This is a genomic window from Klebsiella sp. BIGb0399 (genome assembly GCF_003752615.1).
GTDB classification, from domain to species: Bacteria; Pseudomonadota; Gammaproteobacteria; order Enterobacterales; family Enterobacteriaceae; genus Klebsiella; species Klebsiella lignicola.
The window spans coordinates 239,845-252,749 of sequence record NZ_RKHT01000005.1; the positions used below are offsets into that span (position 1 = coordinate 239,845).

Genomic DNA, 12,905 nt, shown 5'->3' on the forward strand with positions numbered 1-12,905 from the left:
CCGGCGCTCAGGCCGGGGCGGCGTTGCGGCGGCGGATTAACGGCCCGCTTTCAGCTTCTGGTAATACTCTTCATACAGCGTGCTGGCGCTGCCGACATCATTCTGCCATTCGCCTTTGGCGATGGTTTCGGCATCTGGATACAGCGATTTGTCGTTGGCGACTTCCGGGCTCAGCATCTTGCGCGCCGCCAGGTTAGGCGTCGGGTAGCCGATGGTCTCCGCGACCTGTTTAGCCACTTCCGGGCGCAGCAGGAAGTTGATCAGCTTCAGCGCGCCGTCGACGTTTTTCGCATTGGCCGGAATAGCCAGGCTATCCATCCAGAAGATCCCGCCTTCTTTCGGCCAGACCACTTCCAGCGGCGTGCCGGCCTGACGAGCCACCCAGGCTGAGCCGTTCCACACCATCCCGAGATTCACTTCGCCTTCCATGTACGGGTTGGCCGGGTTATCGGAGTTGAACGCCGCGACGTTAGGCATCAGCTTTTTCAGCTCCTGGTAGGCCGCTTCAATCTCTTTCGGGTCGGTGGTGTTGCCGGAATAGCCCAGTTTGCGCAGGGCAATCTGGAACACTTCACGCGCATCATCGGTCAGCAGCAGGCTGCTTTTGTAATCCGGCTTCCACAGGTCGGCCCAGCTGGTAACGGTTTTCGGGTCGATGGCATCGCTGTTGACGCCAATAGCGGTGGCGCCCCAGATGTAGGGAATCGAGTAATCGTTGCCTGGATCGAACGGTTTATTGAGCATTTCAGGGTCGAGATTGCCGAAGTTGCTCAGCTTGCTCTTGTCGATCTTCTGCAGCATGCCCTCTTTACGCATCTTATCGACGAAGTAGGTGGACGGAACCACCAGGTCGTAAGCGCCGTCTTTGTAGGTTTTGAGCTTGGCATACATAGTTTCATTCGACTCGTAGGTCGAATAGATAACCTTGATCCCGGTCTCTTTGGTGAACTGCTCCAGCAGTCCCGGCGGCACGTATTCGGTCCAGTTGTAGAAGTAGAGCGTTTTGCTGTCATCGGCGTGCGCAGCACCCATTCCGAGCACCAGCGCCGCGGCGGCGAGCATTTTTTTCATTTCGATGTCCCCTGAGATTTCGTTTTATCACGAGCAACAATCTGGCTGGCAACGACCATAACCAGAGAAAGCAGTAACAGAATGGTCGCCAGCGCGTTCACCTCCGGTGAGACGCCCACTTTGACCATTGAGTAAATCTTAAGCGGCAGAATTTCATACCCCGGCCCGGTAACGAACGAAGAGACCACCACGTCATCCATCGACAGCGTAAAGCTGAGCAGCCAGCCCGCCGCCACCGCCGGCATCGCCAGCGGCAGAATGATTTTGCGCAGGATCGTCAGCTCACTGGCGCCGAGATCTTTCGCCGCTTCCAGCATCCGCACGTCAAAGCCTTTGAGGCGCGAATAGACCGTCACCACCACGAAAGGCAGGCAGAAGGTGATGTGCGAGAACAGCAGCGACCAGAAGCCAAGCTGAATGCCGATCAGCATAAACAGCACCAGCAGCGAGATCGCCATGACAATATCCGGCGACATCATCACCACAAACAGCATCCCGCTGACGAACGGCTTGCCGCGAAAGCGATAGCGATACAGCGCCACGGCGGTCAATGAGCCGATAAGCGTCGCAAAGGTCGCCGACAGCACCGCCATGGTCAGCGAATGCTGGGCCGCCTGCAACAGGCTATCGTTGTTCATCAGCAGGCCATACCATTTGCTGGTGAAGCCCTGCCAGTTGATGCCGAAACGCGAACTGTTAAACGAATTGACGATCAGAATAATGATCGGAATATAAAGATAAGCATAGATGGCGGTCATAAAGCCGCCGCGCAGCAGTCGACCGATCATTCGAGTTCCACCTTCTTATTCAACAGGCTTGCTGCCCGCCAGTAAACCAGCAGCATCAGGCCCATCACCAGGGTCAGCGTAATGCTGGTGGCGGCGCCAAACGGCCAGTCGCGAATATTCAGGAACTGGCTCTTAATGACGTTACCGATCAGCAGGTTCTTCGCGCCCCCCATCAGGTCTGAGACGTAGAACAGCCCCATTGCCGGCAGCATCACCAGCAGGCAGCCGGCAATAATGCCCGGCATGGTCAGCGGAATGATAATGCGGATAAAGGTTTGGAGCTTGCTGGCGCCGAGATCTTTCGCCGCTTCCAGCAGCGGGCGATCCAGCTTCTCAATGCTGGAGTAGAGCGGCATCACCATAAACGGCAGCAGAATGTAGACCAGGCCGATGATAACCGCCGACGGGGTGTACATGATGCGCAGCGGCGTATCGATGACCCCCAGCCACAGCAGGAACTCGTTGAGATAGCCTTTGGTACTGAGGAAGATTTTCAGCCCGTAGATGCGGATCAGTGAGTTGGTCCAGAACGGCACAATCAGCAGAAACAGCAGCAGCGGACGCACTTTCTCCGGCAGTCGGGCCAGAAACCAGGCGAAGGGATAGCCCAGCGCCAGGCAGGCCAGCGTCGCCAGCAGCGCCATATTCAGCGAGTGCAGCAGCACATCGTAATAGAGCGGATCCAGCAGGCGCGTATAGTTATCCAGCGTAAAGACCATTTTGACGAAACTGGCGTCGTCGCGGGTCAGGAAGCTGGTGGCGATGATCATCAGGTTGGGCAGGAAGACAAACAGCACCAGCCAGCCGACGATCGTGGCGATCACCACATTCTGGAATTTACTGGTGTTCTTCATCGGCCAGCACAACCTCCCAGCTCTCTACCCAGTTAATGGCCATTTTCTGGTCCAGCGGGTGGTCAAAATCGGGGTCGTCTTCATTAAAGAATTCGCTGACCATCACCATTTTGCCGTTTTCCAGTTCGACAACCGATTCCAGGGTCATCCCTTTGTAGTTGCGCTCGCGGATATAGCCGATCAAGCCGTCGGCGTCGTTGCTGTGGTGAACTTCATCGACCCGCAGATCTTCCGGTCGCAGCAGGACGTTGAGCCGCTGGCCCTTCTCGACGGGGAAATTGACGTAGATGTTGCATTCCCGGCCTTCGACGCTGGCGCGCACACGTTGCGCGTCAAGGCGTTCAATGACCGTGGCGTTGAAGAGGTTGATTTCGCCGATGAAGCTGGCGACGAACAGATTTTTCGGCTCTTCGTAAATTTCACGCGGCGTGCCGTCCTGTTCTATCTTCCCGTCGCGCATGACCACGATGCGGTCGGACATGGTCAATGCCTCTTCCTGATCGTGGGTGACAAACACGAAGGTGATACCGAGCTTACGCTGGAGCGCTTTCAGCTCGTTTTGCATCTGCTTGCGCAGTTTGTAATCCAGCGCCGACAGTGACTCATCGAGCAGCAACAGCCGCGGTTTATTGACGACGGCCCGGGCAATGGCGACACGCTGCTGCTGGCCGCCGGAGAGCTGATGGGGTTTACGTTGGGCAAACTCTTCGAGCTGCACCATCCGCAGCGCCTCGATGACGCGAGGGGGGATGTCTGCCGCCGGCGTTTTCTGCATACGCAGACCAAAGGCGACGTTTTCGAAGACGCTCATGTGGGGAAACAGGGCGTAGCTTTGAAAGACGGTATTGACGTGGCGGTCTTCCGCCGGAACATGGGTGATATCCTGGTCTTCGAGGTGAATTCGCCCGGTGTCGACATTTTCTAACCCGGCGATAAGACGAAGAACGGTGGTTTTACCGCAGCCAGAGGGGCCAAGCAGGGTGAGAAATTCACCATTGTTGATGGTCAGGTTGAGATCGGCGATGACCATTTTTCCATCAAAGCTTTTGCCAATTCCCGCCAGCTGCACCAGCGGAGAAAGCGAACGCGGTTGTATATTCAATTTTTGACTCTGTCCCGTGTAGACGCAACGAAATACGGGTCGTTGCGGGGTTTGTGGTTAACCACCTTTGGCGCTGCACATGATTATTTAAGGGCCAACATTCTACGGCAAACGTTAACGATAGCCAAACCTTGTCGCATACAGAAGCATGACCTTTACAACTTTACGCCGGTTAAGGTATTAAATTCTTATTTGCCGGGTTAAAAATGACCTGACGCAATATTTGTCTTTTCGGGCTTATGAATAATGTTGTCACAAAAGAAGAGGGTGGCTACATGGATAAATTGCTTGAGCGTTTCTTACAATACGTTTCTCTGGACACACAGTCGAAGCCTGGCGTGCGTCAGGTACCAAGCACGGAAGGGCAGTGGAAGCTGTTACGCCTGCTACAAAAGCAGCTGGAAGAGATGGGGCTGGCCAACGTAACGCTGAGTGACAAAGGGACGGTAATGGGAACGCTTCCGGCAAACGTCGCCGGCGATATTCCAGCCATCGGCTTTATTTCTCACGTTGATACGGCACCTGATTTCAGCGGCAAGAATGTGAACCCGCAGATTGTCGAAAACTACCGCGGCGGTGACATCGCGCTGGGGATTGGCGATGAAGTGCTGTCGCCGGTGATGTTCCCGGTGCTGCATCAGCTTCTGGGGCACACGCTGATTACCACCGACGGCAAAACATTACTTGGCGCCGACGATAAAGCCGGTATCGCCGAAATTATGACTGCTTTGGCTACGCTAAAGGCCAAACAGATCCCCCACGGTGATATCCGCGTGGCCTTTACGCCGGACGAAGAGGTGGGCAAAGGGGCGAAGCATTTTGACGTTGCGGCCTTTGATGCCCGCTGGGCCTATACCGTTGACGGCGGCGGCGTGGGCGAACTGGAGTGTGAAAACTTCAATGCGGCGTCGGTGACCATCAAGATTGTCGGCAACAATGTCCATCCGGGGACCGCAAAAGGGGTGATGGTGAATGCGCTGTCGCTGGCGGCCCGCATCCATGCTGAAGTCCCGGCCGATGAGGCACCCGAAACCACCGAAGGTTATGAAGGGTTTTACCACCTGGCGAATATCAAAGGCACGGTTGACCGCGCGGAGATGCATTACATCATCCGTGATTTTGACCGCAAGCAGTTTGAAGCCCGCAAACGCAAGATGATGGAAATTGCCAAAAAGGTCGGCAAAGGGCTGCACCCGGATTGCTATATTGAGCTGGTGATTGAGGACAGCTACTACAATATGCATGAAAAAGTGATAGCCCATCCGCATGTGGTCGAAATTGCCCGTCAGGCGATGGTGGATTGCGATATTGAACCGCAGATGAAGCCGATTCGCGGCGGTACCGACGGCGCCCAGCTGTCGTTTATGGGGCTACCTTGCCCGAACCTGTTCACCGGTGGCTACAACTACCACGGTAAGCATGAGTTCGTGACCCTGGAGGGCATGGAGAAAGCGGTGCAGGTGATTGTTCGTATTGCCGAGCTAACGGCAAAACGCGGCGCCTGATCTTCGCAGAATCCCGGATAGCGTTGCGCTTATCCGGGCTACCCGCTACTTATCCCCTTCGGTATCCCGGCCAGGGCGCAACGCGCCGTCAGCCGGGACGGGGATAGCGCAGATTTAGTCTTCGAAGAACCAGTATCCGCTGTTGACCAGCGCGGCCAGCATGGCGAGGAACGACGGGTCTTCCAGCGCATCGCCAAAATGCTGGGCATGCAATGACAGATGCGTCGCCAGGGCGTCCAGCGCCGGGCGGTGCGGAGAGTTGATTTTCTCGCCGTTGACGAAGACCTCGCCATCAATGCGCAGCACCCGCAGCCCGCCGAGACGTACCAGACGATCGCCTTGCTGCAGCGCGTCGTAAATCTCATCCGGCTGATACGGTGGCTCTGCAGGGGCGACGTCCAGTTCATGACGCGACTGGGTAATAAACTCGCCAAACCACTGTTTGAAATGTTCTGGCTGGTTGATCAGATCCAGCATCATGTCCCGCAAACGATCCAGCTCTGACGGCAGAATATCCGCAGGATGATCGCGCGCCGGCACGTCCGGGTCGGCGTAACGCTGGCTGCCCAGTTCACGCTGCAGAATATAATCGGCAAAACCGCTGAACAGCTCACGGGCGTTAGGCGAGCGATAGCCCACGGAATAGTTGAGCGAGTTTTCCAGCGAATAGCCTTCGTGCGGGAATCCTGGCGGGATATAGAGAATATCGCCCGGCTCCATCTCTTCATCGATGATGGCGTCGAAGGGATCGACCTGCAGCAGGTCCGGATGCGGGCAGTGCTGTTTCATCGGCACCTTCTCGCCCACGCGCCAGCGACGACGCCCGGTTCCCTGGATGATAAACACATCGTACTGATCGAGGTGCGGGCCTACGCCACCGCCGGGTACGGAGAACGAGATCATCAGATCGTCGATTCGCCAGTCGGGCAGGGCGCGGAACGGATGCATCAGCGCAGCCGTAGGTTCATGCCAGTTGTTTACCGCCTGAACCAGCAGCGACCAGTTGTTTTCGCTCAGGTGATCGTAGCTTTCGAAGGGACCATGGCTGACCTGCCATTTTCCATCCTGATGGCTGACCAGGCGGCTGTCGACTTCGCTTTCCATCGCCAGACCGGCCAGCTCGTCCGGGCTAATCGGATCGATGAAATTGGCAAACCCGCGTTTCAGTACCACCGGGCGCTTTTGCCAGTAGCGTTCGATAAAGTCAGGCCAGTTAAGCGTTAATTGATAATCCATTTTATTTATTCCACAGCAGGTGTTTGTTTGGGATTATACACGCCATCCTTCAAACTGCCTCTTTGTTGACGGCGATTGTCCTGCGCAGTCACAGAGTTCAGTAACCTCAGCTGCACAGCGGGTCAACTTTGGCTATCGTCCGGCAGCTGGCGACCAAAAATCACTTCCATGCAGGCACCGCCGAGCAGGCTCTCACTGGCAATAATCTCACCGTCGTACTGCAGGACAATATCACGGGCCACGGAGAGTCCGACCCCTTGTCCTGGCCGCAGCGTATCGGCGCGCTGGCCCCTGTCAAACACGCTGTCCCGCAGGCTCATCGGGATGCCGGGGCCGTCATCTTCCACCAGAATATGCAGATGATGGTCGTTGGTCTGACGCACGGACACCTCGACAAACTCCAGACAATATTTACAGGCGTTATCCAGCACGTTGCCCATCACTTCCATAAAGTCATTCTGTTCGCCGACGAAGCTGGTTTCCGGCGAGATATCGAGGGTGATATTCACCCCTTTACGCTGATAAACCTTATTGAGGGCCGATGTCAGCTTGTCGAGCAGCGGGGCCACTGGGTGCAGTTCACGGCTCAGGAGCGTACTGTCGCTGCGCATGCTGGCGCGGTGGAGATAGTAACCAATTTGCTGCGAGATACGGCTGATCTGCTCGAGCATCACCGGCTCTGCCTCTGTGACATCGAGCTTCTGGCTGCGCAGAGAGCGTAGCGTGCTTTGCAGCACCGCCAACGGCGTTTTCAGGCTGTGGGTGAGGTCGGTTAAGGTGGTGCGATATTTGTCATAACGGTCGCGCTCGCTTTTCAGCAAGCGGTTAAGGTTGCTGACCAGGCGGGTCAGTTCGCGGGTGGTGTTCGGGTTGAGCATCTCGCGGTGGTGCTCTTCGAGTTCACGCACCTCTTTTGCCAGCGACTCAATCGGCCGCAGGCTCCACCAGGCGGCCACCCACAGCAGCGGGATCACCAGCAGCAGGTTGGCGACCAGCACGTAGATAAACCAGCTCCACACCATGTAGGAACGCTTCAGTTCGACCGGGATGGTATCGACCACCACGATACTCAACTGCGGCATCTTATCGGTCGCCGGATAGATATTGATCGCCACCGAGTGGGTCATTTCTGAATCGTCGTCCTGCTGGCGCAGCTCATCCAGCTGCTCCTGGACTTCCTGATTATTACGCAGCAACTTGCTGCTGCTGTCGACGTCGGATTCGATTTCGTGGAAGCCGTTGCTTTTGAGCCATTCGGGCTGAATACGCTTGGCCAGCCACCCGACATCGCGCTGCATCCACAGCAGGTTGCCTTTGACGTCATAAATTAAAGTGACCGTCGGGCTCTGCATATTGAGATTTTCGGGGATATCAACATCGATGCGGCCGTCTTCCCACTTGGCCAGCATATAGAACAGGTTGCTTTCCCCGCGCAGCAGGCGGAAGGTGGTTTTATCGAAGCTGACGCTGTAGCCCACCAGCGCGACCATACCGTAAGCCAGTGAGAGCACCAGCACCACGGCAGCTGTCGCCAGTAAAAAGCGAACGCGTAAAGACAGCGGCAAAATATGCCGTAGCGGGCCTTTCATCCGCGGAGTTCGAATAAATAACCCTGGCCGCGTACCGTCGTAATTACATCATTCGGGTGTTGCGCCTGGATTTTTTTCCGCAGTCGTCCCATCAGGACATCGATGGTGTGGCTTTCGCGCAGCTCGGCGTCGGGATAGAGCTGGAGCATCAGGGAATCTTTACTGACCACTTTTCCGCGGTTGCGGATCAGGGTTTCCATGATGGTGTATTCAAACGCGGTCAGTTTGATCGGCTGGTCGTTAATCGACAGTTCGCGACGTGACAGATCGACCTGGAAAGGCGGCAGAGAGATGACCTGCGATGCCAGGCCGCTGTTACGGCGCAGCAGCGCCTGCATGCGCGCGGCAACTTCTTCAATGTGGAATGGCTTGGTGACGTAATCATCCGCCCCGGCGCTCAGCACTTCGACCTTATCCTGCCAGCCTTCGCGGGCGGTGAGCACTAGCACCGGCACCGACACATCATGGCTCCGCCAGCGGCGAATCAGGGACAGACCGTCTTCATCCGGCAGACCAAGGTCGACGATGGCGATATCCGGCACATGTTCACCGAGATAATAGTCTGCTTCTTTTGCATCTTCCGCGGCATCTACCTGGTGTCCCAGCTCCTGCAGCTGAACTTTCAGGTGATGGCGCAGCAGAGCGTTGTCCTCAACCACGAGTACGCGCATGCCAGTTCTCCCTTTCATTTTTGATTTGAATAGTTTAGCGCTAATTATACACGTTGAATATAAACAGCTGTTAAATAACGAATTTCAATTAACGCTCCGCGTGTTTCCCTGCTGAAATGCCATTTTGCTACCAGGTCATTGATATGCTGGCGGAATACGTGAAACAGGCGGTGTCGACCGTCATTCGTCTGCCTGCACCTTGCATACTTCGGTTGCTGAAGGTAGCAGCGGAGTGCCGTCCTCAGCAACCGGCGCCATTAGCGGAACCGCCTGCCGGGTGCGCTTATCGATCAGCACAGAATGAGGCTCGCCGCTGGCGAAAAGATAGTGCTCTCCCCACTGGCGCAGTGCGACCACGAGAGGAAACAGGCATTCTCCTTTTGCTGTCAGGACGTACTCCTGATAAGCGCTGCCATCCGAGGCCGCCTGGGTCCTGAGGATGCCGGCATCAACAAGCTTATGCAGACGGTCGGAGAGAATATTGCGCGCCATTCCCAGGCTGCGCTGAAAGTCGCTAAAGCGGCTCATGCCATCAAAAGCGTCGCGCACGATCAGCAGCGACCAGCGGTCGCCGATAATATCCACGCTGCGGGCGACGGGACAGGGTTCGTTTTTCATTATTTTACTCGGCACAATGCGCGCTCCTCGCTGTCATGAATCTAGTTGCATTTTAAAACTACATGCTCTAGCCTTCAACCAGTTTTGTTTTGAAACCAGGTTGCCGGAGCAGAGAATCATGAAAACATCCATCGTATCGCTTTCACCTTCCGGCCCGGTCGTGGCTATGCCCACCGGCCTGGTATGGTTGTTCGCTATCGCCAGTGGCCTCAGTGTAGCAAACGTCTATTACGCCCAACCGTTGCTTGATGGGCTGGCACGGGAGTTTGCTATCAGCGCCGCCTCCGTCGGAGGCGTGATAACGGCAACCCAGATCGGCTGCGCTCTGGCGCTACTGCTGCTGGTGCCGCTTGGCGATCGGCTGAATCGCCGTCGGCTGATGGGCACGCAGCTGATCCTGCTGATCGGCGCGCTGATTACGGTAAGCGCGGCATCTTCTGCGGCGATGCTGCTGGGCAGCATGCTGGCGGTGGGACTGCTGGGCACCGCGATGACGCAGGGCCTGATCGCCTATGCCGCCAGCGCAGCCAGACCGCACGAGCAGGGGCGGGTGGTCGGTGCCGCGCAGAGCGGCGTATTTATCGGGCTGCTGCTGGCTCGGGTATTCTCTGGCGGCATCAGCGACCTCTTCGGCTGGCGCGGGGTCTATCTGTTCGCCGCACTGCTGATGCTGAGCATCGCCGTTCCGCTGTGGCGACGGTTGCCGGTGCTCACGGTAGCAAAGAGTACGCTGAGCTATCCGCAACTGCTGGCATCGATGCTGACCCTGCTGCGTCAGGAGAAAATCCTTCAGGTTCGCGGCGTGCTGGCGCTGCTGATGTTCGCCGCCTTCAATATTTTCTGGTGTGCGCTGGTGCTGCCGCTGAGCGCGCCGCCTTATGATTTTTCCCACACTGCTATTGGTGCTTTGGGGCTGGTTGGGGTGATCGGGGCACTGGCTGCCGGGCATGCCGGAAAGTGGACTGACATGGGCTACGGGCAACGTACCAGCGCCGCGGCGTTGGTGATACTGCTACTTGCCTGGTGGCCGCTGTCGCTGATGGCGTGGTCGCCGGTAGCGTTGCTGATCGGGATCGTGCTGCTGGATTTGGGGGGACAGGCGCTGCATGTGACTAATCAGAGTATGATTTTTCGTACCCGACCCGAAGCCCACAGCCGGCTCGTGGGACTCTATATGTTGTTTTATGCTGTTGGCAGCGGACTGGGTGCTGCCGGTACGACGGCGGTTTACGCCGTTGCCGGATGGCAAGGGGTGTGCGTGCTGGGGGCGGCCGTCAGCCTGCTGGCGCTCATTTTCTGGTTTGCAACCCGCCGCGTGGCGTCTGGCAAATAAACAGGCAGGCGTTCTATAGAAAAAACAGGGGAAGGGTTCCATCCAGATGTCGGGGGACGCTGGCGCCGGACAAATTTGTAAAACCCTCTTCCCTTGCGGAAAGAGGGTTGTGGGGCTTACTTCAGCTCGTCAACCATCGTGGTAGCGCGGCCGATGTAGTTGGCCGGGGTCATCGCTTTCAGACGCACTTTTTCCGCGTCCGGCAGCGGCAGGCTGTCGATGAAGTGCTGCATTCCTTCGGCATCAACGCGTTTGCCACGGGTCAGCTCTTTCAGTTTCTCGTACGGTTTTTCGATCCCATAGCGGCGCATCACGGTCTGGATCGGCTCGGCCAGAACTTCCCAGTTGTGATCCAGTTCGTCCAGCAGACGATCGCCGTTCAGCTCCAGCTTGCTAACGCCTTTCAGAGTGGACTGGTAGGCAATCAACGCATAGCCGATACCGACGCCGAGGTTACGCAGTACGGTGGAGTCCGTCAGGTCACGCTGCCAGCGGGAGACCGGCAGTTTGCTGGCCAGGTGCTGCATCATGGCGTTAGCCAGACCGAGGTTACCTTCGGAGTTTTCGAAGTCGATCGGGTTAACTTTGTGCGGCATGGTGGAAGAACCGATTTCGCCGGCGATGGTTTTCTGTTTGAAGTGGTTCAGGGCGATGTAACCCCACACGTCACGATCGAAATCGATCAGAATGGTGTTGAAACGCGCGATGCAGTCAAACAGTTCGGCAATGTAATCGTGCGGCTCGATCTGGGTGGTGTACGGGTTCCATTCGATGCCCAGCGAAGTGACAAACTCTTCGCTGAACTGGTGCCAGTCAACTTCCGGATAGGCGGCGATGTGGGCGTTATAGTTACCGACCGCGCCGTTGATTTTGCCCAGGATTTCCACCTGGTTCAGCTGGCGATACTGGCGCTCCATGCGGTAAGCGACGTTCGCCATCTCTTTACCCATAGTAGACGGCGTTGCCGGCTGGCCGTGAGTACGGGACAGCAGCGGGACGTCGCGGTACTGAACCGCCAGCGCTTTAATCGCGTCAATCAGCTGGCGCCAGTAAGGCAGCACCACTTCGTCACGCGCGGTTTTCAGCATCAGCGCATGGGAGAGGTTGTTAATGTCTTCGGAGGTGCAGGCGAAGTGGATGAACTCGGACACCGCGTGCAGTTCAGCGATATCGGCCACTTTTTCCTTGAGGAAATATTCGACGGCTTTCACATCATGGTTAGTGGTGCGTTCGATGGTTTTGATGCGCTGAGCATCTTCCACGCTGAAGTCGGCAACGATTTTATCAAGGTAACCGTTTGCGTCGGCAGCAAAAGCAGGAACTTCCTTGATCGCTGCGTGCGCGGCTAACTTTTGCAGCCAACGTACTTCAACCTGTACACGAAATTTCAGCAAACCGAATTCGCTGAAAATTCCGCGCAGCGCGCTGACTTTATCGCCGTAGCGTCCATCGACAGGGGAAACGGCGGTCAGTGAGGATAATTCCATAGATCACAACTCCGGGGTTAAATGAGCAAGAATTTGTTTTGCCTGGTTAACCAGACGATTACGAGAAAACATAAGCTGCATGCGGCCACCGCCGACCTGATGCCAGAGCACGGCGGCGCGAATGCCTGCCAGCAGAGAGGCGCGAACTTTCGCCTGAACCTGCGGGCTTTGCAACACGGCCGGTGAGCCGGTTACCTGAATACGTGGGCCTAACGGACTGATCACATCAACATAAATCCCGGCCATGGCGCTGAGCAACGTTTCTGACTGCAGGTCGAAATGTTCCAGTTGGCGGCGCAGGCCGGAAATACGGTTGCCGAGGGTGTCCATCGCCCCTTTGCTACCGTCAAGCTTACGCTCCAGCACCATCAGGCTCAATGTGTAGCGGGTCAGTTCTGCATTGAGGCCCTGACGACTGCCGCTATTGAGTACGCCGAGCATGGTTTCCAGCCCGAGGCGAAGATTAGCTTCACTGCCACCGTACACTGCCAGCGTGGAGTTCGGGTTGAGATCGATAATGCTGTTCAGTGAAACGTGCAGGGCATCGCTGTCGCAATGGCCCTGATGCGCCAGCTGCTGTACCAGACGGGCGGCCTGGCAAATACCGGCTAGCGCCAATGTGATGTCATAATAATTCTTCGCCACACATAC

Annotated in this window: 12 protein-coding genes; 2 read left to right on the plus strand and 10 right to left on the minus strand. The window is 56.6% G+C overall.

From position 1 onward, the window contains the following. Window positions 1-36: 36 nt before the first annotated feature. The 4 genes from potD to potA are packed head-to-tail and all read right to left on the minus strand — an operon-like array spanning window position 37 to window position 3,815. Complete coding sequence (gene potD / locus EDF82_RS01445) at window positions 37-1,071, minus strand: spermidine/putrescine ABC transporter substrate-binding protein PotD (protein WP_123753852.1); 1,035 nt, start codon at window positions 1,069-1,071, stop codon at window positions 37-39. Continuing rightward, on the minus strand, window positions 1,068-1,859 hold the full coding sequence (potC, locus tag EDF82_RS01450; RefSeq protein ID WP_123753853.1) for a spermidine/putrescine ABC transporter permease PotC: 792 nt from the start codon (window positions 1,857-1,859) through the stop codon (window positions 1,068-1,070). The genes potD and potC overlap by 4 nt, the downstream gene beginning before the upstream one ends. Continuing rightward, window positions 1,856-2,713 (minus strand): spermidine/putrescine ABC transporter permease PotB, encoded by an 858-nt coding sequence (gene potB / locus EDF82_RS01455; protein WP_123753854.1) that lies wholly within the window; start codon window positions 2,711-2,713, stop codon window positions 1,856-1,858. Before potB ends, potC begins: the two co-directional genes overlap by 4 nt. Next, complete coding sequence (gene potA / locus EDF82_RS01460) at window positions 2,697-3,815, minus strand: spermidine/putrescine ABC transporter ATP-binding protein PotA (protein ID WP_123753855.1); 1,119 nt, start codon at window positions 3,813-3,815, stop codon at window positions 2,697-2,699. Before potA ends, potB begins: the two co-directional genes overlap by 17 nt. A 275-nt stretch (window positions 3,816-4,090) precedes the next feature. Between potA and pepT the strand changes: the two genes are divergently transcribed. Next, complete coding sequence (gene pepT, locus EDF82_RS01465; protein ID WP_123753856.1) at window positions 4,091-5,320, plus strand: peptidase T; 1,230 nt, start codon at window positions 4,091-4,093, stop codon at window positions 5,318-5,320. Window positions 5,321-5,434: 114 nt separating this feature from the next. Here the strand turns inward: pepT and EDF82_RS01470 are convergent, their stop codons facing one another. The 4 genes from EDF82_RS01470 to EDF82_RS01485 form a co-directional block, all read right to left on the minus strand. Next, complete coding sequence (locus tag EDF82_RS01470; protein WP_123753857.1) at window positions 5,435-6,556, minus strand: cupin domain-containing protein; 1,122 nt, start codon at window positions 6,554-6,556, stop codon at window positions 5,435-5,437. Between the two features lie 122 nt (window positions 6,557-6,678). Next, window positions 6,679-8,145 (minus strand): two-component system sensor histidine kinase PhoQ, encoded by a 1,467-nt coding sequence (gene phoQ / locus EDF82_RS01475; protein WP_123753858.1) that lies wholly within the window; start codon window positions 8,143-8,145, stop codon window positions 6,679-6,681. After that, window positions 8,142-8,816, minus strand: coding sequence for a two-component system response regulator PhoP (gene phoP, locus EDF82_RS01480; RefSeq protein ID WP_123753859.1), 675 nt, complete (start codon window positions 8,814-8,816; stop codon window positions 8,142-8,144). Before phoP ends, phoQ begins: the two co-directional genes overlap by 4 nt. Before the next feature lie 180 nt (window positions 8,817-8,996). Continuing rightward, entirely contained in the window at window positions 8,997-9,434 is a 438-nt protein-coding gene (locus tag EDF82_RS01485; RefSeq protein WP_123753860.1) for a helix-turn-helix domain-containing protein, read from the minus strand. Between the two features lie 118 nt (window positions 9,435-9,552). Between EDF82_RS01485 and EDF82_RS01490 the strand changes: the two genes are divergently transcribed. After that, on the plus strand, window positions 9,553-10,767 hold the full coding sequence (locus EDF82_RS01490; RefSeq protein ID WP_123753861.1) for an MFS transporter: 1,215 nt from the start codon (window positions 9,553-9,555) through the stop codon (window positions 10,765-10,767). A 116-nt stretch (window positions 10,768-10,883) separates the two neighbouring features. Here the strand turns inward: EDF82_RS01490 and purB are convergent, their stop codons facing one another. Together purB and hflD are read right to left on the minus strand one after the other, a co-directional pair. After that, the gene (gene purB / locus EDF82_RS01495) at window positions 10,884-12,254 is read right to left on the minus strand and encodes an adenylosuccinate lyase (RefSeq protein ID WP_123753862.1); all 1,371 of its coding nucleotides are present in this window, start codon (window positions 12,252-12,254) and stop codon (window positions 10,884-10,886) included. A 3-nt stretch (window positions 12,255-12,257) separates the two neighbouring features. After that, window positions 12,258-12,899 carry a high frequency lysogenization protein HflD gene (hflD, locus tag EDF82_RS01500; protein ID WP_123753863.1) on the minus strand — a complete coding sequence of 214 codons (642 nt, stop codon included), beginning with the start codon at window positions 12,897-12,899 and terminating at the stop codon, window positions 12,258-12,260. Between the last annotated feature and the right edge of the window lie 6 nt (window positions 12,900-12,905).

Coding starts and splice junctions, on each gene's coding strand:
- potD (WP_123753852.1), bottom strand. CDS start 1,071: ATGAAAAAAATGCTCGCCGCCGCGGCGCTGGTGCTCGGAATGGGTGCT.
- potC (WP_123753853.1), bottom strand. CDS start 1,859: ATGATCGGTCGACTGCTGCGCGGCGGCTTTATGACCGCCATCTATGCT.
- potB (WP_123753854.1), bottom strand. CDS start 2,713: ATGAAGAACACCAGTAAATTCCAGAATGTGGTGATCGCCACGATCGTC.
- pepT (WP_123753856.1), top strand. CDS start 4,091: ATGGATAAATTGCTTGAGCGTTTCTTACAATACGTTTCTCTGGACACA.
- EDF82_RS01470 (WP_123753857.1), bottom strand. CDS start 6,556: ATGGATTATCAATTAACGCTTAACTGGCCTGACTTTATCGAACGCTAC.
- phoQ (WP_123753858.1), bottom strand. CDS start 8,145: ATGAAAGGCCCGCTACGGCATATTTTGCCGCTGTCTTTACGCGTTCGC.
- phoP (WP_123753859.1), bottom strand. CDS start 8,816: ATGCGCGTACTCGTGGTTGAGGACAACGCTCTGCTGCGCCATCACCTG.
- EDF82_RS01485 (WP_123753860.1), bottom strand. CDS start 9,434: ATGAAAAACGAACCCTGTCCCGTCGCCCGCAGCGTGGATATTATCGGC.
- EDF82_RS01490 (WP_123753861.1), top strand. CDS start 9,553: ATGAAAACATCCATCGTATCGCTTTCACCTTCCGGCCCGGTCGTGGCT.
- purB (WP_123753862.1), bottom strand. CDS start 12,254: ATGGAATTATCCTCACTGACCGCCGTTTCCCCTGTCGATGGACGCTAC.